This window comes from Chryseobacterium sp. JUb7 (assembly GCF_024806495.1).
In the GTDB taxonomy this organism is placed as follows: domain Bacteria; phylum Bacteroidota; class Bacteroidia; order Flavobacteriales; family Weeksellaceae; genus Chryseobacterium.
The window spans coordinates 181,985-205,594 of the sequence record NZ_JANUFF010000006.1; the positions used below are offsets into that span (position 1 = coordinate 181,985).

General features: G+C 33.8%; 22 protein-coding genes. 8 read left to right on the plus strand and 14 right to left on the minus strand.

The window, feature by feature from the left end:
* Window positions 1-14: 14 nt before the first annotated feature.
* Both M2373_RS13145 and M2373_RS13150 read right to left on the minus strand, forming a co-directional pair.
* The gene (locus M2373_RS13145) at window positions 15-917 is read right to left on the minus strand and encodes an SDR family oxidoreductase (protein WP_259111456.1); all 903 of its coding nucleotides are present in this window, start codon (window positions 915-917) and stop codon (window positions 15-17) included.
* Window positions 918-957: 40 nt separating this feature from the next.
* Window positions 958-1,527, minus strand: coding sequence for a Crp/Fnr family transcriptional regulator (locus M2373_RS13150; RefSeq protein WP_259111458.1), 570 nt, complete (start codon window positions 1,525-1,527; stop codon window positions 958-960).
* 549 nt (window positions 1,528-2,076) lie between these two features.
* Between M2373_RS13150 and M2373_RS13155 the strand changes: the two genes are divergently transcribed.
* The 3 genes from M2373_RS13155 (at window position 2,077) to M2373_RS13165 (ending at window position 5,967) form a co-directional block, all read left to right on the plus strand.
* Window positions 2,077-2,877 carry an AraC family transcriptional regulator gene (locus M2373_RS13155; RefSeq protein WP_259111461.1) on the plus strand — a complete coding sequence of 267 codons (801 nt, stop codon included), beginning with the start codon at window positions 2,077-2,079 and terminating at the stop codon, window positions 2,875-2,877.
* 102 nt (window positions 2,878-2,979) lie between these two features.
* Window positions 2,980-4,386 (plus strand): serine hydrolase, encoded by a 1,407-nt coding sequence (locus M2373_RS13160; protein ID WP_259111463.1) that lies wholly within the window; start codon window positions 2,980-2,982, stop codon window positions 4,384-4,386.
* 69 nt (window positions 4,387-4,455) lie between these two features.
* Window positions 4,456-5,967, plus strand: coding sequence for a serine hydrolase (locus M2373_RS13165; protein WP_259111466.1), 1,512 nt, complete (start codon window positions 4,456-4,458; stop codon window positions 5,965-5,967).
* A 257-nt stretch (window positions 5,968-6,224) separates the two neighbouring features.
* Here M2373_RS13165 and M2373_RS13170 read toward each other — a convergent pair whose 3' ends face one another.
* From M2373_RS13170 to M2373_RS13180, 3 genes are all read right to left on the minus strand, one after another.
* The gene (locus M2373_RS13170; protein ID WP_259111468.1) at window positions 6,225-7,307 is read right to left on the minus strand and encodes an alkene reductase; all 1,083 of its coding nucleotides are present in this window, start codon (window positions 7,305-7,307) and stop codon (window positions 6,225-6,227) included.
* 31 nt (window positions 7,308-7,338) lie between these two features.
* Window positions 7,339-7,788 (minus strand): nuclear transport factor 2 family protein, encoded by a 450-nt coding sequence (locus M2373_RS13175; RefSeq protein WP_259111471.1) that lies wholly within the window; start codon window positions 7,786-7,788, stop codon window positions 7,339-7,341.
* Between the two features lie 124 nt (window positions 7,789-7,912).
* A complete protein-coding gene (locus tag M2373_RS13180) occupies window positions 7,913-8,215 on the minus strand; it encodes a helix-turn-helix transcriptional regulator (protein WP_259111474.1) in 303 nt (100 codons plus the stop codon).
* A gap of 290 nt (window positions 8,216-8,505) precedes the next feature.
* Here M2373_RS13180 and M2373_RS13185 point away from each other — a divergent pair, with 290 nt between their 5' ends.
* From M2373_RS13185 to M2373_RS13195, 3 genes are all read left to right on the plus strand, one after another.
* A complete protein-coding gene (locus tag M2373_RS13185; protein ID WP_259111478.1) occupies window positions 8,506-9,630 on the plus strand; it encodes an AraC family transcriptional regulator in 1,125 nt (374 codons plus the stop codon).
* Window positions 9,631-9,789: 159 nt separating this feature from the next.
* Window positions 9,790-10,725, plus strand: a complete 936-nt coding sequence (locus M2373_RS13190; RefSeq protein ID WP_259111480.1) for an alpha/beta fold hydrolase — start codon at window positions 9,790-9,792, stop codon at window positions 10,723-10,725.
* Window positions 10,726-10,755: 30 nt separating this feature from the next.
* On the plus strand, window positions 10,756-11,802 hold the full coding sequence (locus tag M2373_RS13195; RefSeq protein ID WP_259111482.1) for a serine hydrolase: 1,047 nt from the start codon (window positions 10,756-10,758) through the stop codon (window positions 11,800-11,802).
* A 141-nt stretch (window positions 11,803-11,943) separates the two neighbouring features.
* Here M2373_RS13195 and M2373_RS13200 read toward each other — a convergent pair whose 3' ends face one another.
* From M2373_RS13200 to M2373_RS13230, 7 genes are all read right to left on the minus strand, one after another.
* Window positions 11,944-12,576, minus strand: coding sequence for a nitroreductase family protein (locus M2373_RS13200; RefSeq protein WP_259111484.1), 633 nt, complete (start codon window positions 12,574-12,576; stop codon window positions 11,944-11,946).
* 65 nt (window positions 12,577-12,641) lie between these two features.
* Window positions 12,642-13,085, minus strand: coding sequence for a nuclear transport factor 2 family protein (locus M2373_RS13205; protein ID WP_259111487.1), 444 nt, complete (start codon window positions 13,083-13,085; stop codon window positions 12,642-12,644).
* A 134-nt stretch (window positions 13,086-13,219) separates the two neighbouring features.
* Complete coding sequence (locus M2373_RS13210; RefSeq protein WP_259111489.1) at window positions 13,220-14,227, minus strand: VOC family protein; 1,008 nt, start codon at window positions 14,225-14,227, stop codon at window positions 13,220-13,222.
* 202 nt (window positions 14,228-14,429) lie between these two features.
* A complete protein-coding gene (locus M2373_RS13215) occupies window positions 14,430-14,792 on the minus strand; it encodes a hypothetical protein (RefSeq protein ID WP_259111492.1) in 363 nt (120 codons plus the stop codon).
* Between the two features lie 278 nt (window positions 14,793-15,070).
* The gene (locus M2373_RS13220) at window positions 15,071-15,928 is read right to left on the minus strand and encodes an SDR family oxidoreductase (RefSeq protein WP_259111494.1); all 858 of its coding nucleotides are present in this window, start codon (window positions 15,926-15,928) and stop codon (window positions 15,071-15,073) included.
* A gap of 116 nt (window positions 15,929-16,044) precedes the next feature.
* Window positions 16,045-16,623, minus strand: coding sequence for a Crp/Fnr family transcriptional regulator (locus M2373_RS13225; RefSeq protein ID WP_259111496.1), 579 nt, complete (start codon window positions 16,621-16,623; stop codon window positions 16,045-16,047).
* Window positions 16,624-16,701: 78 nt separating this feature from the next.
* Window positions 16,702-17,139, minus strand: coding sequence for a hypothetical protein (locus M2373_RS13230; RefSeq protein ID WP_259111498.1), 438 nt, complete (start codon window positions 17,137-17,139; stop codon window positions 16,702-16,704).
* A 329-nt stretch (window positions 17,140-17,468) separates the two neighbouring features.
* On the opposite strand from M2373_RS13230, the gene M2373_RS13235 reads away from it, so the two are divergent.
* Both M2373_RS13235 and M2373_RS13240 read left to right on the plus strand, forming a co-directional pair.
* Window positions 17,469-18,221, plus strand: coding sequence for a hypothetical protein (locus M2373_RS13235; RefSeq protein WP_259111500.1), 753 nt, complete (start codon window positions 17,469-17,471; stop codon window positions 18,219-18,221).
* Window positions 18,222-18,374: 153 nt separating this feature from the next.
* On the plus strand, window positions 18,375-20,780 hold the full coding sequence (locus M2373_RS13240; protein ID WP_259111502.1) for a hypothetical protein: 2,406 nt from the start codon (window positions 18,375-18,377) through the stop codon (window positions 20,778-20,780).
* 159 nt (window positions 20,781-20,939) lie between these two features.
* Here M2373_RS13240 and M2373_RS13245 read toward each other — a convergent pair whose 3' ends face one another.
* Together M2373_RS13245 and M2373_RS13250 are read right to left on the minus strand one after the other, a co-directional pair.
* Window positions 20,940-21,617 carry a type 1 glutamine amidotransferase domain-containing protein gene (locus tag M2373_RS13245; protein ID WP_259111504.1) on the minus strand — a complete coding sequence of 226 codons (678 nt, stop codon included), beginning with the start codon at window positions 21,615-21,617 and terminating at the stop codon, window positions 20,940-20,942.
* 482 nt (window positions 21,618-22,099) lie between these two features.
* The gene (locus tag M2373_RS13250; protein ID WP_259111507.1) at window positions 22,100-23,347 is read right to left on the minus strand and encodes a hypothetical protein; all 1,248 of its coding nucleotides are present in this window, start codon (window positions 23,345-23,347) and stop codon (window positions 22,100-22,102) included.
* Window positions 23,348-23,610: the final 263 nt, after the last annotated feature.

Here is a 23,610-nt window from a genome sequence, read left to right on the forward strand (position 1 = left end):
AATCTATATATTCATTAATCTAATAATTCCCCCATCCCAAACTTGATTAGACCTTTCGCAAACTGTTCTGCAACTGCCTGATTTGCGGCATCAATATATTCTCCTGTTATCGGATCAACAACAGTTCTCAGAGGTCTTTTTCCTTTTTCGGTAGTGATCAGTTTTACAATGGCATCAGCGACATCCTGCGGGTTGGTTTTATGAGTTTGAATCAATTCACCAAGAGCTGCAACCATTTTATTAGGAATCTCAGCGATCGCACCATACCCTTCAAATACTGACTGGTCTGAAGCATACGTTGTTTTTTGTGACATTTCAGTTGGAAAAGCACCCGGCTCTAGGATGGCAACATCAACTCCCAAGCGTTTAACTTCGTAATGTAGTCCTTCGCTTAGTCCTTCCAAACCAAACTTCGACGCGGCATACACTGTTGCGAAAGGAAACGAAACCCTTCCAAATCCGCTGGTTACATTAATGATCAATCCATCTTCCTGTTTACGCATAGCCGGCAATACCTGCTTCATGAATCTCCATGGTGCGAATACATTCACATCAAACATGCCCTGCACATCAGAGATGGTAAAGCTTTCCGCCACACCATTCATTGAAAATCCTGCGTTATTGATGAGTACATCAATAGAATCTTCTTTAGCAATAATAGTTTCTACAGCTTGCTCAACACTTTTATCATCTGTAAGTGTGACATCGAGAACAGTTACGTTTTCAAGTGCCGAGAGTGCCTGTGCTTTATCTGCATTTTTGCCTTCGGTATCTCTCATTGTGGCGTAAACCTTGTGACCTAATGCTGCAACGCTGTGTACGGTCAACCAACCAAAACCACTATTTGTTCCTGTAATCAATACGATTTTTCTGCTCATCTTTTTATTTTTTAAATGACTGATGCAAAGGTTGTTCAACTCAAGTAAAAAACATTTACCATTTGGTAAAAAGCAATATTTAGCGGATATTTTTCCTGATTCTGCTGAGAGACTGTTGGGTAATGCCAAGATAAGAGGCTACCTGCGAAAGCGGAACACGATTAACAAGTCCCGGAAATTGATTGATAAACGATAAATAGCGGGTTGTAGCATCTTCAGAAACCAGCGGGCTCCTCCTTTCTAACGTTTTCATCAGACAGTTTTTCACGATAAGATTCTCTATATCTTTCCAGCCGACAATGGTATTTCCAATCTCGTCCCAGTGCTTTTTTGAAAAAACAAGCAACTCGCAATCTGTTATAGCCTGAATATATTCTGAAGTAACCATTTGCATCTCAAATTTTTGCTGATCCGAAACGAAATTATTTTCCTCCACAAATGAATGGGTAATTTCTTCGCTTTTATTGTTGTAATAGCAGAATCGGGTTACCCCTTTTAGAAGAAATCCAACATAACGAGGGATTTTCCCGGCCTCCGAAAAATATTCCTCTTTGTGAAGCTCCATTTTTTCTGCCTTACTCAGGATCAGCTCAATCTGTTGGCTGTTCAGGTTGCCAAATTGTAATATGTAGTTGACGAATGCTTCCATGATGCAAATTTCGGGTTTATTGAGTAGAACATATTTACCAAATGGTAAAAACTTTATTTAGAATAAAAATCAATCAAATCAACAACAAAGTATTGAAAGATATAATTATTGAATACATTATGAATAAAATAAAAAATTCTTGAACAAAAATTATGATAAAACATCAAATATTTTAATTTGGTAAGAATTAAATTTGTGTTTCTATTAAAAACTATGGATAAATACAGCTTTTTGGAAATAACCGCTTTTATTGGAATCTTTCTTGTATTTTTTCTTGCGTTGTTTTTATTGACTGTAAAAACTAAATATAGACTTGCCAATTGCCTTCTCGCTTTTTTTCTTTTTACAAATGCCGTTGATGCCATTAAATTTTTGATGCGAGAATTTCCCGTGGATTATATCAACCTTGAGGCTTTTCGTTGGAGTATCAATTATTTGGTTCCAGCATCCTTTTATCTCTATGTACTATCGATTTGTTTTTCCAACTTTCGATTAAAACCGAAACATTTATGGCATATCATTCCGTTTGTTGCTTTCAATTTATATTTAATGTCGGGGATATATTTTGAAGATAGAGCTGCAAAAGTGAGTTTCATCAATGCGATGAATCAAACGTCTATCATGCAATTTTTTTATTTTCTTTTTGAATTTCTATTTCAGGTGTATTTTATTGCCTCATTTTTGGTTATAAGAAAGTCTAAAACCGTCTATCTTGAGAATTATACGAATCCAAATATCTCTACTCTTAATGCACTTTATAAAATAACAATTCTATATTATCTCTTACATTTTATAGTGCTTATAAGATGGCTGGTTACTTTTATTTTTGGTTGGGGCGAGATCCGAGCCTGGATTGTAACGCTTGATGGGTTTGCATTTTTATTCTGTACTTGCTGGTATCTATTTACTGCATTAAACAATCCTGAGCTTTTCAGAGGAGTGAATTCCGATCTAAGGCCCATTACAGGAGCTATTCCAAAACAAAAACTTAGTATTCCGGCAGATGACGAAAAAAATAAGCAAATTGAATTCTTAAAAGATTTTATGTTGGAAAAAGAACCTCATCTGGATTCATCTTTAACCATTCAGGATTTATCTGAACAAGTAAAAATCCCTGTAAAAGATTTATCTACTTTGATTAACCTTTATATGGATAAGCACTTTTTCGATTTCGTAAATGAATATAGAATTGAAAAAGCAATGCAAATTCTTAAAGATTCTTCTCAAAAAGAACTGACTGTTTTAGAAATCTTGTACCAAGTTGGTTTTAATTCTAAATCTTCCTTTAATACTTCTTTCAAAAAATATACAGGAAAAACACCAACAGATTTTAGAAAAGAAGCTTTGTAAAATCAAATTATTTTTCAAAAATGAGTTCGATTTTTTTTATTCGGTCGCGTTCTGAGGGTTTTTAAAGCATATTTGCAACAAAATATAAAATCAGAATCTATTATGAGAAATTTCCTATTTGCAGTTTTGGTGCTTTTATCAATTTCTGCTTTTAGTCAATCTAAAACTGAATTAAAACAAACAGTACCTCTTGAAAATATAAAGGATCAAATTGACTCCGTCATGACAAAATCTTATCAAAGAGGTTTATTCAACGGAAATATTCTTATTTCTAAAAATAATAAAATCATCTATCAAAAATCATTTGGTTTTACTGATGAAACAAAACAAACATCTTTAAACAATACGTCAATATTCAACATTGGTTCTATTGCAAAGGAATTTAATGCTGTTGCCGTCATGATTTTGGTTGAACGTGGTCTTCTTAATCTTGACGACAAGGTATCTAAATTTAATTTAGGATTACCCAAATGGTCAGAAAAAGTTTCTATACGTCATCTGATTAATTATGCAAGTGGTATTCCTCCAATCGAACAATTAAAACCTGAAAATGACGCGGATACATGGAATATTTTGAGAAATAATGATAATTTACTGTTTGAACCTGGAACTAATTACAGATATGACAATGGAAATGTATTTTTACAAAGAAGGATCATTGAAAAGGTCACCGGAATGTCTTACCAAGAATTTGTCACTAAAAATATAATTAAGCCTTTGAAAATGACCAATTCAGTATTTGATCCCTCATTTGGCTCTAAAAATAGAACTTCTTGTTATGACTTTGACAATATCCGATGCCCGGAATTGAAATTTATTAGCGGCTGGCTTTGGATAGATATCAATGATCTCAATAAATGGATTGAAGCTATGAACTCTAATCGTTTAATTTCCAAAGCATCATTTCAAACTCTGTTGAATAATCCATACGCAAAAGAAGAAGGCGGATCGCTTGGTCGATTCTATGAAGAAGAAGACCTACAACGACACAATGGAGTTTCATATAAATTTGAATCGATCTTTTTAAATGATTTTAAAAATAATATAACCATAATTTTAGTATCAAACAATCTCAATAGAGTTTGGGATTTAGGACATATTATTCACAATTTAATGTTAGGAAAAGCTTATGAAATTCCGAAAAAATCTGTTTATCAAGCGATAAGAAAAGAAGCTCTAGACAACATACATAAAGCGATAGAGACATACTATTTACTCAAAAAAAATTCTAAAAGTGAATATAGTTTTGAGAACTCAGGTGAGCTTAATAAATTAGGATATGAATTATTAAGACTCGGAAAAATCAATGAATCTATAACCATATTTAAATTGGCTACGACTGAGTTTCCTAAAGATGCTAATCTTTTCGATAGTTTAGGGGAAGCTTATCTTACAAATAAGCAATACGATTTGGCATTAGATAATTATAAAAAAGCAATCAGTCTTGGCGGAACGAAAGGGAATGCTGAAAAAATGATAGAAAAAATAGAGAAAGAAATGGGGAAGTAAAATTCTCCCAAAATGTAACAATACCTTTCTCCAGATTGTCTTATTAATTAGATAATCAATTATTTATATATGAAAAAACTAAACCTACTCCTACTGCTGTCTTTATCATTACATGTTTTTGCACAAAATGTTAAAGATAAAATACAAACATTTGAAGATAATCTGCTTAGTTGGGATACATCGAAAACTAAAAAATGGACTTTAAAAGAAAGAATGGCTTTCTACAATATGAATGCGGTAAGCTTCGCGGTCATAAAAGATTATAAAATAGAATGGGCAAAAGCTTATGGTTATGCAGATGTTGCTGAAAACAGAAAAGCAACTACCCAAACACTGTTTCAAGCGGCATCTATCTCCAAATCTATCAACAGTCTTGGTCTTTTACAATTGGTTGAGCAAAGAAAATTAGGTTTAGATGATGATATTAATAACTATTTAAAAACCTGGAAATTTCCATACGATTCGGTTTCAAAAGGGAAAAAGATTTCTATTGCAAATCTGTTGAGCCATAAAGCAGGTTTGTCTGTCCACGGTTTCGGAGGTTATCAAAAAGGAACAGAATTACCTACAATAAAACAAATTCTTGATGGACAAAAACCAGCCAATTCTTCAGCGGTGCGGTCTGTGTTTGAGCCCAATCTTAAATTCCAGTATTCTGGCGGTGGAACAACCATTTCACAATTAATTCTTGAAAATACGACAGGTGAAAAGTATGAAGATTACATGTTGAAAAATATTCTTTTACCCTTGGGGATGAATGAAAGTTCTTATAACCAACCTCCTTCTCCAGATAAAGAAAAACTACTTGCAACAGCTTATAATAACGGGAAAGAAGTAAAAGGAAAATATCATATCTATCCTGAAAAAGCCGCCGCCGGTTTATGGACCAATCCAAACGATCTGGCAAAATATATCATCGAAACCCAATTGTCACTAGTAGGAAAATCAAATAAAGTTTTATCAAAGGAAATGTCTTTGAAGAGAATTGAGAATAATTACGGTGTATTTCTAAATGATTTCAAAGGCACAAAATATTTCGGACATAGTGGTGGAAATGAAGGATTTGTATGTTACTATATTGGAAGTATTGAAGATGGAAACGGTTTAGCAGTGATGACTAACGGTAATAATTTTAAGCTGATAGAAGAAATCCTTTTAAGCATTGCCAGTTTGAACCAATGGAAAAACTATCCTATCGAGCCACAAAAGGAATCTATTAGATTAACAATCAGAAAAGAATGCTTAAAAAATATTGATAAAGGTATTGAACTTTACAAAAAACTGAAAAAAAATACACCAGATGGCTATAATTTTGACAACGAAAATGAATTGAACGAGCTTGGCTATGAATTTCTAAGAGATGGAAATGTGGACTCAGCTATTAAAATTTTCAGCCTTAATGTTTCTGAATTTCCTCAATCAGCCAACGTTTATGACAGTCGCGGGGAAGCCTATTTCAATAAAAAAGAATATCAGTTATCAAAGGATGATTATCAGAAATCATTAGAGCTAGAACCAGCCAATCAAAATGCAAAGGAAATGATTTTGAAAATCAGCCCTTTTTTATCCAATAAAAAATAAATCATACTTTTAGTATTTGGTGATGGCCATTATTTTTCTGAAAAATTTCCCGGTCGTAGCTGCGAAAATCATCTAAATCTGCTGTTAGATACTTCGGCACTATCTATAGATGATAAAAGGCAATAGAAGTAAACTAAAGGTTTGAAGATATATGTTTATCTTGATCACCATCAGATGAATGGCGCTACTTTAAAACAAGTAGCGCCATTTTTTTTTAATTGAATGTAATTATTCCGTTATATATTGAGAATCATTAATTACAGAAATTTATAGTCTGTATATCCCTTTGCTCCTCCTGTGTAATAGGTCTCTCTATTATTAGTATTCAATGGCGAATTATTTGCGAAACGCTCAACTAAATCAGGATTACCGATATACAATTCACCGAATGATACAAGATCTGCAATATCATCTTCAATCGCACTATTAGCAGTTTGCGCATTGAAACCTTTATTGATCATCAATGTTCCTTTATAAATAGATCTGAAATGTTTTGCTGTTGAAAGAACCAAAGCAAGAGGATCCGAAGTTGCGGCCATTGTAAATCCTGATATATGAAGATATGCCAATTTGTAATCATTAAATCTATCAACCAAAATATCATAAAGAGCTTCAGATTCATCATCCAATACAATTCCGAAAGTTTGGTCTAATGAAGGTGCAATTCTCACTGCTATTTTCTCCTGTCCGATAGCATCACTCATGGCATCCAATACTTCAAAAAGAAATCTGATACGATTTTCTATTGAACCTCCATAATGATCAGTCCTGATATTTGAACATTTAGAAAAAAACTGATGAAACAAATAACCATTAGCCGCATGCAATTCAACACCGTCAAAACCGGCTTCTATGGCATTAGCTGCAGCCTTTTTAAAATCATTAATGACTTCATTAATATCTTCGGTTGTCATTTCACGGGGTGTTTTTGTTTCTTTAAAGCCCTCTTTCGTGTATGCTGTAAAATGACCATTGATTGCCGATGGTGCTATTGCTTCTTTTCCGTTGAGCAAATCAGGATGTGTAAGTCTTCCCACGTGCCATAACTGGGCAAAAATTGTCCCACCTTTCTCATGCACGGCTTTCGTTACTTTTTTCCAACCTTCTACTTGCTCCTCTGTATAAATACAAGGAACATTAATATAACCCGAAGCCGTATCATTAATGTAAGTACCTTCAGAAATTAAAAGTCCTGCGGAAGCTCGCTGCGCATAATATTCCGCAATAAGGCCTGTGGCAACATTTCCTTGATTATCTGCTCTACATCTGGTCATAGGAGCCATTACAACTCGGTTTTTCAATTTTAATTCTCCAGAATCAAATCCCTGCAGTAATTTCATAAATTATTTTTAGTAAGCTATTTTAAAATGATTATTTTTTGTCATTGAATGGCCAAACAACATCTAATGCACTGCTTGTTATAAACCACTGTTCATCAATTTTTTTATATTCATCACGATAGATTCCGAGCAATAACAACGGATTTTCGCTAGGTTCTCTTCCTGTTACGCTGTCTATAAGATAACAGCTTCCACTTGCAGAACCGTCATCATTAAGTTCTATTAAATGGTTTGAGACCAAATGAAGAAAAGGATAGCGCTCTCTTTTATAGACATCATACTCTTTAAAAGCTTTTTCAAGACCTGCTTTTATTTCCTTTCTTCCATTCCAAGGTTCTCTATCCGTTTGGCAAATAGCATCTTCGGAGAATACCAAGGATGCGGTTTCAATATCGTTTTTATCTAATGCGTGTGCGTATTTAATTCTTAAGTTCCTGATTTCTTCGATTATCAAGAGCTTTTCTATTGTACGGTTGTCCATTACTATTTAATTGTTTAATTATTACTGATTATTATTTATGTTAATCTTTGATAGAGTCATCATTTGCCAAACGCATCCATTATATTACATATTTGTAATTGTCGATATGTTTATTTAAATTTTTTTATTTTATAAAATCGAGATATTCATCGATTGTTTTCTGATTTCTTTTAAAATAGGTCCATTTGCCCAATCTTTTAAGTTCTAAAAGGCCACATCTTACCATACCGTTTAAGTAGTTTGAAATAGTAGATTGAGACAAACCCGCTTTCTCATATATAAAGCTCAAGCAAACACCTTCAGAATTAGGAATATTAGTTGTATTGGGAGGAAAGTTTGCCTCCGGTTGTTTTAGCCATTCCAAGATCTCCAAACGAGTACCGTTAGATAAACACTTCCCTATTTCTATTGCCTGTTTTAAATCCACATGGCAAATATATCGATAATTATCGATATGTAAATAATATATTAAAATTTATTTTAACTTTTGCAACTTTCGGTATTATTATAAAAGCTGAATTACCCAAATAAAAAAAGGTCTCAAAATAAGATATAATCTTATTTAGTAGACAAATTTAATGATCATACACTTTTTCTTAGGAAGATCTATTAAATGTAAGATGTACTAAACGTTGTTGTGATTGTATTCATGAGAAAAAAACTTCAAAAACAACCATTTTTCTTTATCACTTATATCCTATTTTTACAAAAAAACTAATGGACAAACTGAATTTTCTGGAAGTTATTGCTGCGATTGCTGTTTTTGTATCGCTGCTGCTTGCCGTATTTTTATTAACGGTAAAAACGGAAAGAAAACTGGAAAACAGGTTATTTGCAGCGTTTCTTATCATCAATGCCATTGATATCAGCGGACTTTTTATGCATCTTTTTGTGGATAGCTATAATCTGAAAACGTTCAAAATATCTGCTTATTTATTGGTAATGCCTCTTTTCTATCTGTACGTGAATGCCGTTTGTTATTCAGATTTTACCTTAAAAAGAAAGCATTTACTGCACCTCATCCCTTTCATTGTTGCCAATTTAATTTTAATTCCTAGACTTTATCTGGCAGAAGGCCCTGCTAAAGAATATTTTTTCAAACATCTGTGGAACTCCCCTGAAATGTTTTTGTATCAACTCATCGGGGAGCTGCAATATTTCTTTTATATCATCGGCGTATTTATGATACTTAAAAAATATAAAAAGATTTATCTTGAAAATTACACCAATCCAAACACGCTATTATACAAATGGTTATCTCAGCTTACAGCAACTTTCTTATTCATCCATTTATGTATTATTTTAAAAAACATTGTAAGATATACACAGCATAGAGATCTGTTTATCTGGCTGAATATTGTGGCGGGAACGGTGTTTTTACTGACGGCCTGTTGGTTTATATTAAAGGCATTAAACTATCCTGAACTTTTTCGCAGAATTGATTCCACCTTACAGCCGACAAAAGATTTTGCTGAAACGCTGGAAACTGAACATAAAACCGACGACGCAAAAAGTCGTCAAATCGAGCAGCTTAAAAAATTTATGGTTGAGAAAGAGCCTTTTTTAGAACCATCATTAACGATTCAGGAATTGGCAGATCAGGTGAAAATTCCGGTTCGTGATTTGTCTGTTTTAATTAATCATCACATCAATCAGCACTTTTTTGATTTCGTGAATGAATACCGCGTTAAAAAAGCAATGACCATTCTAAAAGATCCCACAAAAAAAGAACTAACGGTCTTGGAAATTTTATATGAAGTGGGGTTTAATTCAAAATCTTCGTTTCATACCTCATTTAAAAAATATACCAACCAAACGCCAACAGCATTCAGAAATAACTAATAATCAATCAACTGCAAATACTCGAACTTTGTATTGAAGATAATCGGACTCATTTTATTGATTAAAATGAGTCCGACTTTTTTTATATGGACTTTTCTCAAAACTTTCTACAGCATATTTGTACCAGCCTATTTAAAGTCAAATAAAAACTTAGACATCATGAAAAAAGTAAGTCTTTTTATCCTAACATTATTATCAATATTTTGTTTAGCACAATTAAATCCCGTAAAAATTGACACTATTTTAACCACCGAAATTGGCGGAATAAAACAAGTCATAGAAATTAAAACGGATGATACCAATAAACCTATTCTCCTATTTTTATCGGGCGGGCCGGGAAGCTCAATGATGAAAAACGCGGATTCTTTTACCCATATTTTAAAAAATAAATTTACGATTGTTCAATGGGATCAGAGAGATGCCGGAAAAACGTTGGAATTAAATCCTTCGCCCATCCAGCCGTCAGTAGAACTCATGGGAAAGGATACGCATGAAGTTATTAATTTCCTGCTCAAGAAACTCCATCAGAAAAAGCTTTATTTATTAGGCAGTTCTTGGGGAAATGCATTGGGCTTTTATATTGTTAAGAATCATTCCGAATTATTACACGCTTATTTTGCCGTAAATCCGGTAATCAGTCAGTTAGCAAGTGAGAAAGAATTGCTTACAACATTAAAAATTCATTTTAAAGATAATCCTGTTGCTACGGAAGAATTATCAAAAGTACATTTTCCTTTTACCAATGACGAATCTATGTTTTACTTGAGAAAGTGGCTTTTTTACAAAGATGGTAAGAAATATGTAACCTCTGATGATTTCAAAAAAGGCTTTCTTCAATGGTCAAAAACCTGGTCTCCTGCATGGAACGAAGTGATGAAAATTGATTTGCCAAAAACTTTTAAAAAAGTCGACTGTCCCGTTTACTTTTTTGTTGGTAAAAATGATATTCAAACGTTAACTTCCATTACAAAAAGGTATTACGAGCAGGTAAAAGCACCCAAGAAAGATTTATTTTTATTTGAAAATTCAGGGCATCAAATTCATAAAGATGAATCTGAAAAATTTCAAAATACAATCCTTAAAACATTAGATTAATATATTCAATTAAGCTATAAAATCATTCCCATGAAATATTTAACCATTATTTTATTTTTTGTCTTAGTTGGGTGTAAAAGTAAACAGCAAATCAATACACAAAATATAGAGAATGCGATTACGAAAAATGCATTGCAGTTATTAGAGGATAAGAGATTTCATTCTGTTTCCATTGCCGTACTTAAAGATGGAAAATCGACCATAAAACATTTTGGAGAATTAACGATTGGAAAAGGGAACAAACCCAACGATTCTACATTGTATGAACTGGCTTCTGTCACTAAAACTTTTACAGGTTATGTAGCTGCTAAAGCCGTACTTGATAAAAAGCTCAAGTTAGATGATGATATTAGAATCTATCTAAACGAGCCTTATCCGAATTTAGAATTTAAAGGAGAACCCATAACAATCAAACACCTCATCACCCATACCAGTGGATTTCCTAATATGCCTTTAAAAAGCGAAAATAAAAAGGCTTTTTTTGAAGGATTAAAACTCATTAAAATTGAAACGAAACCCGGAGAAGTCTATTCCTATTCAAACACTGCTCCAGAGCTGACAGCCTATATCCTTGAAAAAGTGTACCAAAAATCTTTTGAGGAACTGGTTATTGATTTCATTTTGAAACCCAATACAATGGATCAAACGAAGTTTACACTCAATGAAAATGATAAAACAAGATTGGTAAAAGGTTACAACGATAAAAACGAGTTAATGCCTAACTTCAACAGAACTTTATGGGGTGGAATTTCAGGATTACACTCAACGGCTCCAGATTTGGTAAAATATATGAAATTGCAACTTGACAATTCAAATCTTATTGTAACCGAATCTCATAAAAAATTACATAAAGAAGGTACTGATTTTTGGGAAGGCTATCATTGGTACATCATAGAAAATGATCATCAATTAATGTACAGACATCACGGAGGTATCTACGGAATGCAGAATTGGTTTGTGATTTATCCGAAACAAAATATAGGAATTTCCATATTGACAAACACCAGTTTTAATGAAACAGGAAAAATTTTAGAAAAAGTAGTTGACAACTTGTATGATGACATCAATGTAAACTAAAAACAAACAGCAGTTTGATAAAATGGCGGGGTAAATGTTAAATTCGCCAACAATAAATTCTAAACTAACAAACTGACAATCAACACACTTAAGAAAATACAGTCATTGAGTACTTTATTACATCTAAAATTAATCCGATTATTAAAGAAAAGTAACAAATTCCTCAAATGGCTTACGTACCTTTTCGAGCGTAAGATTCCAGTCGTTTTTCTGATCTCTGTATCCTAATGCCAGCAACATAGAACTCCTTAACCCTTTGGATGAAAGTTTCAAAAATTCGTCGAGTGCTATCGGATCAAAGCCTTCCATCGGCGTCGAGTCTATACCTTCGGAAGCCGCTGCAACAATTGCTAAACCTAATGCGATATTCGCCTGCTTTGCTGCGTGATGAAAGTTTTCTTCAATACTCATATTCCCAAAGAATGTCTTGGCAAAACTTCGTTGTTTAGCATAAGAATCCGTTTTTTTATCTTGTTTTAAAATAAGGTGATCAAAAACGTGGTCGATTCTTTCCTTGGTATATTCGTCCCAAGCTGCAAAAACCAAAAGATGGGATGATTCTACAATTTGCGGCTGATTCATTGCAATGGGCAATATTTTCTTTTTGAGCTCAGGATTGCTGATAACGATAATTTCATAAGGCTGTAATCCAATGCCCGAAGGAGCCAGGTGAGCTGCTTCCAAAATTTTATTGATTTTTTCAGAAGGGATTTTTTTTCCTGTCATTCTTTTGGTCGCATATCGCCATTGAAGAAGATCGGTTATATTTTTCATAATATTAAAAAAAGCTTGATTAAACGGGAGTGAACAAAACATATCATTCACTCCGGTTTTTAAAATTAAAATAATCCTAATTGCCCCATTAAAATAGTTCCGGCGCTGTAACAGTGAAAAGATTTTACTTTCCCGTTCTCGATCTTAAAGACATCACAACACGGTACTTGAATTGTTTTCCCTGTCGGCTCTATCGTTCCTGAAGAAAGCTGAAGATGTCCCTTATGGGTTCCATTCAGAGAAAGTTCTACCACAACCGTATTTTCATCCTCCAAAACATAAATGTCATATAGTTCCCGGTGCATATCCGGAAAAGCTGTTGCATATACCTCTACTGTTTTACCGATATCTTCGCCATAATACTTGGTTCCTGCAGAAACATCCCAGAAATAACCGTCTTCTGCAAATAATTCTACAAATGCTTTGGCATCCTGAATTTCTGCTATACGGTATAATTCGCGGATTAATGTTTCGTTTTCCGAATTTTGATTGATTACTGATGCTTTCATAATGATCTTATTTTTAAATGTTAATAATGGAATCTGATTAAAAATTTGTAAAAAAGAGAATAACAATCCTACAGATGAATATTTGTTCATCGCTTATTTTTACCTAAAAAACTTGTTTGTGATTTTAAAAGAATTTACTTTTTGTTATCTACGAAAACATAAAGCTTAACTGCTTTTCCATTTTCGAAAACAAAGAGATCCATTCCGGTAACAGCGTCAGGTTTTTCGGGAGTTCCGTTCTGCCAGTACAGTCTTGCAATGTTGTGATTAACATCGATTGATTTGATATGAGAAAATCTGGACAGAGGATTTTTCTGCTGCAATCCATCCACAAAACCATTAATTTCTTTGTGCCCGACAGCAACAAAATGACTGTCTATCATTTCAATATCAGCTGCATAAATTTTTGACATTAATACTTCACGTTTTTTAAGGTCTCTCTCGTTCCAGATTGCTAAATGGCCTTCTACTAAAGAACGAATTTCATTCTCAGTAAGTAGGTTTGAATCTGTTTTTTCAGTTTTGTTTTTCACAGCATCTTTTGGTGACCATAAAATTGTTCCCGGATTATTTTTCTCATAGCCTTTTCCATTGGGGTAAGAAACCAACTCCATTTTGGAACCCCAAGGTGTTGCAAAATAAACCCAAGTCTCCCCTTCCGTATCGCCTGAAGGCATCAAAAACGGTTCTCCTAAGAATTGTATTCCCTTACTTTTCAGATAAGCTACACTTTTGCTGATATCATTGGTGTAAAAAGCAATATGACTGGCTCCGATGTCATCTCCTCCCGGTTGCTGTGTGCTTCCTTTGTTGTCTTTATATTCGAATAATTCTATATTGGCTCCTGTTCCCGCTTTTACCATTTTGATGGTTACAGGACCTGTTTTGGGTTGCATATGATTGTTCTTTTTCCAAGCATCATCCAAGGGAATAGGTCCTAAAGTCGTTACAGCCGAAAATCCCAAAACATCAGTAAAAAAGTTCACTGCCTGCTTCATATCCGGAACATTGATTCCGACGTGATCTATTCCAAGAATCCCTGTTTTTTCCTGTGCGGAAGTGTTTGCAACTGCTGCTGATAATAAAAGTGCACTTGCTACAGCTGTTGTATTGGCTTTAATTTGTTGTTTTAAATTGTTCATTGTGATCATTTTTTTGTTGTTATTTATAAAGCAAATTTCCAACATTCAGCAGCCTTTTTCCATTGATAAAAGCTTGAAAAAAAAACAAACAAATGTCAATGAAATTGATGATTTTAAATATTATTAAAACAAAGAAGGCTGGAATAAAAATATTCCAACCTTTAGTTTATTAAAGCCTTATTTAGATTGTTTGATTATCCTGTTATTGCAAGAGAGCTCCGCAATCTGTTCCCAAATTTTCCATTTTTTCTTTTAGCTCCATTTTTTCAGCCTTTTGTATCAGTTCTTTTGGAGGAGCTTGTCCTGGTTTTGTGTTGCTTAGTTTGTAAAAGATTTTAAGTTCATCTACAGTCAGTTTTTCACCTAATTCTTTCGTAAAACAATCGGCAAAATTTTCGGATTTGTCTTTAGGAGAACCATCTGCGATCATTTCTTTAGCCATTGTATTTCGCAGTGACTTTAGCATAGACTCTTTGGTTTCTGCAGGTTTTGATTTCGACTGTGCCATTGCTACACCAGATCCACTCATGATCATCATGCAGAATGCAAAAAATAGTTTTTTCATTGTTATTTCGTTTAAAGGTTAAAAATAGGCTATTTTCTGATAATTGAATTATTGTCAGTAATAAAATACTCCTCCAGAATATCGAATTGCATTGTCGGAAATTCCGATAAGTTAAAACTGTTTTTTGGAATGAGAAACTTTGTATTTCAAGAGATTGCTTTACTTCGATAAGCTCAGCATAAATTCCAAGCAGGATTAAGCTCCAAATAAAAAACTCCATAAAAAACAAAAGCTGGAACGAAACATTCCAACCTTTGAGTTATTATTTAAAATTTTAATTATTCGCTGTATCTGGCAAGCCATTTCGCTTTCAGTTCGGCTCTGGCATTGATGAATTCCAGGTCTGTTCCCTGCGCCACGGCATCAAGTGGAAAACGTAAAGGGCGGGCACCTTCTTTCATTTGAATTAATTCCAATATGCCGTCTGCAATGGTTTGTGGATTCATATTAAATTCTTTCATCTTGCCGAATAATGCTGCTCCAATAGCATTGAATTGTTCCGTTGCCACCGGATCATAAAGTGCTGCAATCTCAGTTTTGTCGGCATTGACACCGGCCTTTTCACCTGTATTCATTTCTGTCGGATAAACTCCGGGCTGTATGGAAACATTGTCAATATTAAATTGTTTTAATTCATCCTGCAAACCTTCTGTTATGCTTTCAACTCCAAATTTCGATGCAAAATAAGGAACCATAAAAGGAGAAGTATGAGCACTTGCTCCGGAAGTTATATTGATAATTAAACCACTTTTATTTTCTCTCATAGAAGGCAATACGGCCTGGTAAGTCCGGATAACCCCATAAAAATTGACTTCAAACATCTGGCGGATTCTGTCCAGACTATACGCTTCCAATAATCCGAAACCTGAAACGGCAGCATTGTTGACCAATACATCAATTTTGCCATATTTTTGGATTACTTTTTCGAAAGCATGGGTTACCGAAGAATCGTCTGTCACATCAATTTCAATCACTTCTAAATTTGGAAGAGCTCCTAATTCTTTGGCCACGGCTTTGTTTTTTCCTGAAATACCGCGCATTCCCGCGATTACGGTATAACCTGCGTTGGCAAGTGTTGTTGCTGTCAATTTTCCGAAACCTGTGCTTGTCCCTGTTATAAAAACTGTTTTATTCATTTTGTCTTATTTTTAATTGTTATTTTAATAAGACAAAGATGCTACAACAGGAAGCCTTTTTCCATTGACAAAAGCTTGAAAAAAAAGCAAACAAAAGTCAATGAAAACGAGGGGTTTTATTTTTCGACCCTGTTTCTACGCAGTCTGGTAAGGGTTTCCGGGGTGATCCCAATGTAGGAAGCAATCATATGCTGTGGAATACGATTGACAATGTGAGGATATTTTTCAAGGAAATTCTGATATTTTTCTTCCGCTGTAAAACTGATATTGGCTAAGATTCTCCCCTGAGAAACGATAAAGCTTTTTTGAATAATCTGATTAACCAATTGATTCAGTTGGGGAATTTCTGCACATAGCTTTTCAAAATCCGATTTTTCGATTAAGATTAATTCCGTAGGTTCAATCGCATCGATATTCAGGCGGGATGGAGTTCCATTAATCAGACTTTCGCGATCTCCCGTCCAGTAGTTTTCCGGAGCAAAATTAATGATATGCTCTGTTCCGTTTTCAGCGATCGAAAAGGTTTTCACCAAACCTCTGCAAATAAAAGCATTGTAATGCCAAACCTCTCCTTCCTGTAAAAGAAATTGTTTTTTGCGGAGTTTTTTAGGCTTGCATACAGATTCTATCAATTGCATTTCCTGTTCAGAAAGATCTATTTTCTCGGTAAGGTATTTTAGGAAAATCTCAAACATTTTATCATAGCTATTTCACAAATTTAATCAAAATAAAAAGTTTTGACGATAAATATCAATATCAGAAACCTATAAATATTAGAAATCATTTGCTGTGATGAAGCAGGCATCAATTTTTGTTACTTTTCCTGTAGGATTTAAGGCTTGTAAATCTTCATCATCCGCTAATTCATTTAAAAATTTCTCTTCAGAATCAGCTGTTCCAAAAACAATCCATGGCTTTCCGGACTCTGTCTGCATATAATACACCGGAAGCTGCTGCTGCCCGAACTTTAAGTAAAAAACATCGCCAATCGGAAAACCATGCAATTCTCCTATACGTTCAAAATCATTACAGTTTTCCCGGTTTTTGATAGATCTCAAAAGTTGTGAACGACATTTTGATTCGATTTCCCAACTCTCATCTTCATCATTTTGAGATGCATTATTGAATTCCGGTAAAATAGTACGCAGCACAAAATATCGTGTATCATCAATTGTTTTATAGATACTGAAAATATCATATCCTCCAGCCATTACATTTATTTTTCTGATTAATAATTTTTGTTTCAGCTACTTTCAATGCAGCTTACAGCAAAGTTTAAACAATTTTCGCATTAATAATAAAATTTTCAAAAAAAAATTAATAAGTTGTCGTAATAAATTAAAGCAATTTTTTTACACTAAGAATTTATCCAACATTGCAAAAAAACTCTCATGAAAAACTCAAAACTAATTTTAGCGGCAGCCTTAATGGTATTCTCAGCAATTAATATCAATGTACAAAAAAAGATACAATGAAGCTATACCAAACGGATGGCTTCTTTTTTGTCCAATTATACATTTCATCCGCAAATTAATTGAATATGATACAAAAAATTGAATCCATTCAGAAAAAACTATTTGACGGAAATGAAGAACAATGTTTAAGCGAGGTTTTTGAAATCGGAACTCAAAAAATTAAATTAATTGATTTCTATAACAGTCCGTTAAGGGAATTAAAAAAAGAAATAGATGAGGAAAGTTTTAATACATTAATTCAAGAAAATAAATTTAATCGAATTAATAATAGTTTTGTTGAAAAATATACCTCTGAAAATGAATTAGAAATTCACTATCTGGAAAATAATGATCTCATCTACTTATTTTCTTATGGAGAATATCAACCAGGAAGATATATGCTTTTCTTAGAAGGAACCTGGCAATCGTTGTATAAAAAAGTGAATACGATTAAAATAGATGTAGATATAGAGAGGGAAGAAACAATTCTGTTATTTAAAATAAGTATATGCAATTTGTCCGAAAAAATTATAAAATCCAATATATCCGATGATTCAGGAGGCTTTACAAGGAGAACCGTAAACCTGTATGATGAGCATCAAAATAAAGTAGAAAGAGGAGTAAATTACATATCGCCAATAAAATATACTGAAAACGTAATTACAATTGAAATAGGAAAATCCGCTCAATTTGTTTTAAAGGCCAGATGTGAAGAATTATACAACAGTCTGTTTCTTGATTTTAAAGGAGTAAATTTCAATGTTGAGAAAAATAAAACGTATTATTTTCAGATGGAATATCTTGATTCAAAATCGGATATGATACCTTTCACTATCTAAGATATTTTAAGATCGAGACTTCTAATATTTTTTTATCTACCCACAAATAATTAATTAAAATCTCCTTAATTTTTCAGATTAGACAATAAATATCAATTTTATACGTCTTTAATTGAGTATTTTAGCAATGGATTAAAATGCGCTAAGATTTTTATGAAAAATATTTTCTTTCTACTGCTTATTTCAACGGTACAGCCTGTATTATCACAAACGAAACTGGAAAAAGCAATCACAAATCTTGAGAATAATTACGAACAAGAAAAAGTATATCTCCTTACTGATAAATCACAATATGCCGCCGGCGACCAAATCTGGTTCAAAAGTTTTGTATTTGATGGTTATAACCGTTCTGATTTGTCTACTACTCTTTTTGTGGAATTATACGACTCTGATAAGAAATTAATAGACTGGAAGACCATACTTCTTACCAATGGCGAAGGCAGCGGAGATTTTAAACTCAAAGAAAATCTTCCGGAGCAGGTTTATTTCGTAAGGGCTTATACGCCTTATATGAACAATTTCAGTGAAGATTTTCAGATTGTAAAAACGATTCCTGTTTACAATCCGAATGCAACTGAAACATTAGAGATTTCTAAAAATTCTGACTGGTCTGCGAAAGCTTTCCCTGAAGGAGGAAATTTTATTGATGGTATGCCTACGAAATTCGCTGTAAGATTATCAACCAGTAATTCTTTTCCTGAAAACTGGAGCGGAAAAGTAATAGATGCACAAAACCCAAAAATATCTATTGCTACATTTAAATCTTTTGATAAAAATGTCGGGGCTTTTAAGATAACTCCCGTTTTAGGAAAAAAATATCAGGTTATTATTCAGGACAATATGGGGAAAAACCAGACCATCGATCTGCCTCCTGTTGCCGACAGCGGTATCAATCTGGAAGTTTACAGCTCGAAGGAAGGAGTTAAATATACCTTAAAAGGAGTCAATTTAAAACAGCAGTTCCAAAATTATAAAATTGTCGGAACCATTAATAATCATCTTGCCTATAAAGCCAATATCTCTAAGTTAACGAATGAAGTATCAAGTCTTATTCCTACGAAAATAAGCAATGGAAACAACGGGATTTTACAATTAGCCATCTTTGATGATCAGGATAACCTCGTTGCAAAGCGACTTTGTTTTATAAAACCCAATAATTTAAGGATTGAGAAGGCCACAATGATCGATCAGAGTTTAAAACAAACTCCAAGATCTTTCAACAGTATTGACCTTTCTCCTGAGACGCATTTTAAGAATTATACCGTTTTGGTAAGTGAAGATGACGGCACCAACAGTCCGGAAGAAGAAAACTTATTGAGCGGTCTTTGGCTGACAGGAGATTTTACCTCAAAAATAGATGCTCCGGCACAGTATTTTTCTAAAAATGCCAACAGTGAAGCCCTGGACGCTTTGATGATTTCTGAAACCTGGAAAAGATTTGACTGGAATTCAGTACTTAACGGATCTGTACCGACCATAAAAAACAATGCTCAAAAATTTCTTTCATATAAAGTAAAACCTGTTAAAGACAATGGTTTGATGAAAGATACCAATGTAAATTTAATGTTGAAATTAGGTCAGAATGAGCCTACTATAAGTCAATTCCGAACAGATCAGAACGGATATATTTATTTAAACAGTCTTAGCTTTGATGAACCTTTGAATGTTTCATTATTTATCAATTCAGAAAAGAATAAAGAAGTGAATAACGATAATTTATTCGTCACGGTAGAACCCCTTGTTAATCCTACAGAATTTAAAGGCAATTTGCCTGCTACAAAATACAAACTGGTGAAAGCTGCCGAAAATAAAAAGCTTCCACAATCAATTTCCAGAGCCATCAACACTCAGAAAAACATAAAAAAAACACATGAGCAGATTGAGCAGATTGAAGAGGTAAAATTAGTAGGAAAAAAGGCGGATCCCAAAGAAGAACTCGACAAGCAACTGTCTACAGGAATGTTTAGCTCTCTCAATACCACTATATTCGATTTTGTAAATGAAGATCAACATGCCGCAGGATCAAGCAATATACTAGACTGGCTGCAAGGAAGAGCGGCGGGCTTAACATTTCAAAGGGATAATTCAGGGGTGAATGCACCTTATATTCGTGGTCAACAGGCTAAATTATATTTGGATGAAGTACAGACCGACCCCAGTATGATTTCAAGCCTTCCTATAAGCAGTATTGCGATGGTGAAAATTATTAAAGGATCAGGATTAATAGGTGATGCTGTAGCGATCTACACCATGAGAGGCAATATGAAATCTAAAAATAATGAAAAAAAGCAAACAGAAAATAAAAATTCATCTTTAGTAAAAGGTTATGATAAACCTTCAGAATTTCCTATTGAGATGCTGGATAATGATGATCCTTCAAAGAAAATCGACAATGATACCAGAGAAACACTCTATTGGAATCCTAATTTATTTGACAGTGATTATGTTCCGCCAAGAATTAAATTTTTCAATAATGACACTGCAAAACAATATAAAGTTCTGATCATCAGTTTCGATGAAGATGATAATTTACTTTATGATCAGCAAGTTTTAAAATAATATTTTCCTAATCAATTAAATTTAAGACTGAGGATTAATCATATTTTCATCAGAAATAGTACTTACTGTCACTTAAAAGATAGCTACGGGATTTATAAAGTCGGCTGATTCACAGATGAATCAGCCGAATTTTATTTTTAAACAGGCCGTGAAAAGTGTTTATATAAGCTTCAACAGTTCTTCTGCAACTTTTTCAGAAGAAGCAGGATTTTGTCCTGTAACCAGCTTTCCGTCTACTACCGCATATGGATTCCAGTCTGCGATCTTACTGTATACTCCTCCATTCTTCTTTAACATATCTTCTACCAAAAAAGGAACAATTTCTGTCAGCTGAACAGCTTCTTCTTCTGTGTTGGTAAATCCGGTCACTTTTTTACCGTTTACCAGATATTCACCGTTTATTTTTACATCCTTTAAAACTCCGGGTGCGTGGCATACAAATCCTACAGGTTTATCATTTGAATAAAAATCAACAATAAGCTCTTGAGAAACTTTATCTTCCGCCAGATCCCATAAAGGACCATGTCCTCCCGGATAAAATACAGCATCAAAATCTTCGCTTTTCACCTCTGATAACTTATATGTATTTTTCAATTTATCCTTTAAAATAGTATCATTATCCATTCTTCGTGTAGCTTCCGTTTGAGCGGAAGGATCTTCACTTTTCGGATCAATAGGCGGAAGGCCTCCTTTTGGAGATGCAAGTGTAATCTCAACACCTTTATCAGATAGTGCATAATAGGGAGCTGCTAATTCTTCTGTCCAGAATCCGGTCTTCAGACCTGTATCTCCTAATTCATCGTGACTCGTAAGTACAAATAAAACTTTTTTACTCATTTTTATATTTATTTAATTTTATATTACAAAGTTCATCATATTTGTTTTTTAAAAACAGGATTTAAGTCACTATTTCTGTGTGATCCAAATCACAATTCTGTAAAAGCAAAATAGAAAAACATGCCATTCGGTCATAGATAACTGATCAATCACCACTTTCAAAAGATAATATTTTCCAGAATCTGATCTTCTAATTTATTAATTTAAGACTGAAATCAATCATATCTTAATCAGAAATAATACTTAGTACTCTGAAAAACAAGGGTCCATATTTTTTATTATTACCTCCCGTTGTACATTTTGCAAAATTTTGGTATTAGATTCGTCAGTTCGAATGTTTTTTCGTAACAAAGTGGAGAAAAAATGTACTCGAACTGACGAAAACAAATCAAAATGCACAACAGGTCATTACCAGAAAAAGTTAATAAGCATTATTATAACAATGACGCTTATCTGTTTACAAATCAATGATTTAAAAATAATTATTCGTATTTAGAAAAATCAACAGCAAATATACATCGGTTGACCTGGCTGCCATTCTGTGCTCCGGCATTGGGTTCATATTCCGTCAGACTCCACAGATATCCATATTGGGATTCGTAATAAAGAGATTCGGCTCCGTAGGGCCATCGATAGCGTACAGTATCATCAGCTCCATCGGTATACCTTGCCAGTCTTGCATTGGAACCATAAGAGTTACTCGGAGATCCGGTACAGGAAAGCCATGTTCTGTTTCCTTTTCTGAATACGCCCTGAATGCCATGGGCATGATTATCCGCAAAAAGACTGTTTTTGGGAGCTACCGAAACAATTCCTGAGTTTTGCAGCATACCATTTGCGTCAACAGGAAAACCAAAAACTTGAGGAACAATACTTGCATCCGCGCTTCCTGCATAATATTGTCCTGTCCAGAACTGAGTCCCTTCATCATTCACCTGAATCGTAGAAAAAGGACTGGCATTATTGATTTTTTGATATCCAATCTGAGGTAAGATATATCGATAATTAAAGGCGTATAAATTACCGTTGGCATCTTTACCACATCTATCATTGGTCGTGTCGCCTGTGCTTACTTCAATTATTTTATTTAAATCAAATACACGAACACCTAAATTGGTGCTGCTGAGATATATTTTATCTTTAAAATAAGCAATTCCACCGGCATGTACATTCAATGGGGCGTAAGAGCCATATTGTGAATAAGTTGTCACATTTGCCGGAACATCTTGCTGCACCAACAAAATATGACGATATGTAAGATAAGTAGGTGAACTCGGACTAATATCAATAAGGGTAATGCGGGAGCCTTTATATTCAGCATCATCTTTTGCATACCAACTCACCAACAGATAGCGAACACCATCTTTGGTAAAACCTGCAATTCCTTGAGGTCTCCAGATTGATGTCGTTTCATCATCGGTATTCCAGCGGATTCCTCTTACTCTGTTTTCCTCAGGAATGTTGAATCCATAAACTTCGGTGTAAGAACTTCCGCCTATCGCCTGACGGTTTTTGTCGATCTGAGATGGATTTAAAAAGCTAAAGCCCGAACTGATATAGCTGCCTGTATCTACATAAGCATTGACACTTACGTCTATAGCCGCTTTGCTAACATTGGCTTTTGAGGAAAACTCTTCCTCCATTGAAGTTGAGGAAAACTCATCATTTTGGCATCCGATGGTCGTTATCGCAAACATAAATAGCCATCCAATTAGTTTTTTTTGAATCATAATTAATTTTGTCTGTTTTTAATAGTTTTTAAATTGCTTGCGAAACTATCAGATTCTTTCGTTATTTAGATCACGACATTATGAATTATGTATTAAATTTATGATTTCTGCATTACTTTATCTGCTGGTTATGATCAATATAATCAAAGAAGTATTATTCTTTATTCAAATAAAAATATTGTAAAAAAAATCAGCGTGCACAAATCCGTACACGCTGACTATAATTAATTTAAACCTAAACTAAAATTAATATTGTAAAGTCT

What these genes read in the sequence shown, in the direction of transcription:
- M2373_RS13245 (WP_259111504.1), bottom strand. Translation starts at nt 21,617, where the DNA reads ATGAGTAAAAAAGTTTTATTTGTACTTACGAGTCACGATGAATTAGGA.
- M2373_RS13195 (WP_259111482.1), top strand. Translation starts at nt 10,756, where the DNA reads ATGAAATATTTAACCATTATTTTATTTTTTGTCTTAGTTGGGTGTAAA.
- M2373_RS13160 (WP_259111463.1), top strand. Translation starts at nt 2,980, where the DNA reads ATGAGAAATTTCCTATTTGCAGTTTTGGTGCTTTTATCAATTTCTGCT.
- M2373_RS13175 (WP_259111471.1), bottom strand. Translation starts at nt 7,788, where the DNA reads ATGGACAACCGTACAATAGAAAAGCTCTTGATAATCGAAGAAATCAGG.
- M2373_RS13165 (WP_259111466.1), top strand. Translation starts at nt 4,456, where the DNA reads ATGAAAAAACTAAACCTACTCCTACTGCTGTCTTTATCATTACATGTT.
- M2373_RS13150 (WP_259111458.1), bottom strand. Translation starts at nt 1,527, where the DNA reads ATGGAAGCATTCGTCAACTACATATTACAATTTGGCAACCTGAACAGC.
- M2373_RS13155 (WP_259111461.1), top strand. Translation starts at nt 2,077, where the DNA reads ATGTCGGGGATATATTTTGAAGATAGAGCTGCAAAAGTGAGTTTCATC.
- M2373_RS13185 (WP_259111478.1), top strand. Translation starts at nt 8,506, where the DNA reads ATGGACAAACTGAATTTTCTGGAAGTTATTGCTGCGATTGCTGTTTTT.
- M2373_RS13170 (WP_259111468.1), bottom strand. Translation starts at nt 7,307, where the DNA reads ATGAAATTACTGCAGGGATTTGATTCTGGAGAATTAAAATTGAAAAAC.
- M2373_RS13190 (WP_259111480.1), top strand. Translation starts at nt 9,790, where the DNA reads ATGAAAAAAGTAAGTCTTTTTATCCTAACATTATTATCAATATTTTGT.
- M2373_RS13240 (WP_259111502.1), top strand. Translation starts at nt 18,375, where the DNA reads ATGAAAAATATTTTCTTTCTACTGCTTATTTCAACGGTACAGCCTGTA.
- M2373_RS13210 (WP_259111489.1), bottom strand. Translation starts at nt 14,227, where the DNA reads ATGAACAATTTAAAACAACAAATTAAAGCCAATACAACAGCTGTAGCA.
- M2373_RS13220 (WP_259111494.1), bottom strand. Translation starts at nt 15,928, where the DNA reads ATGAATAAAACAGTTTTTATAACAGGGACAAGCACAGGTTTCGGAAAA.
- M2373_RS13250 (WP_259111507.1), bottom strand. Translation starts at nt 23,347, where the DNA reads ATGATTCAAAAAAAACTAATTGGATGGCTATTTATGTTTGCGATAACG.
- M2373_RS13235 (WP_259111500.1), top strand. Translation starts at nt 17,469, where the DNA reads ATGATACAAAAAATTGAATCCATTCAGAAAAAACTATTTGACGGAAAT.
- M2373_RS13205 (WP_259111487.1), bottom strand. Translation starts at nt 13,085, where the DNA reads ATGAAAGCATCAGTAATCAATCAAAATTCGGAAAACGAAACATTAATC.
- M2373_RS13215 (WP_259111492.1), bottom strand. Translation starts at nt 14,792, where the DNA reads ATGAAAAAACTATTTTTTGCATTCTGCATGATGATCATGAGTGGATCT.
- M2373_RS13230 (WP_259111498.1), bottom strand. Translation starts at nt 17,139, where the DNA reads ATGGCTGGAGGATATGATATTTTCAGTATCTATAAAACAATTGATGAT.
- M2373_RS13200 (WP_259111484.1), bottom strand. Translation starts at nt 12,576, where the DNA reads ATGAAAAATATAACCGATCTTCTTCAATGGCGATATGCGACCAAAAGA.
- M2373_RS13225 (WP_259111496.1), bottom strand. Translation starts at nt 16,623, where the DNA reads ATGTTTGAGATTTTCCTAAAATACCTTACCGAGAAAATAGATCTTTCT.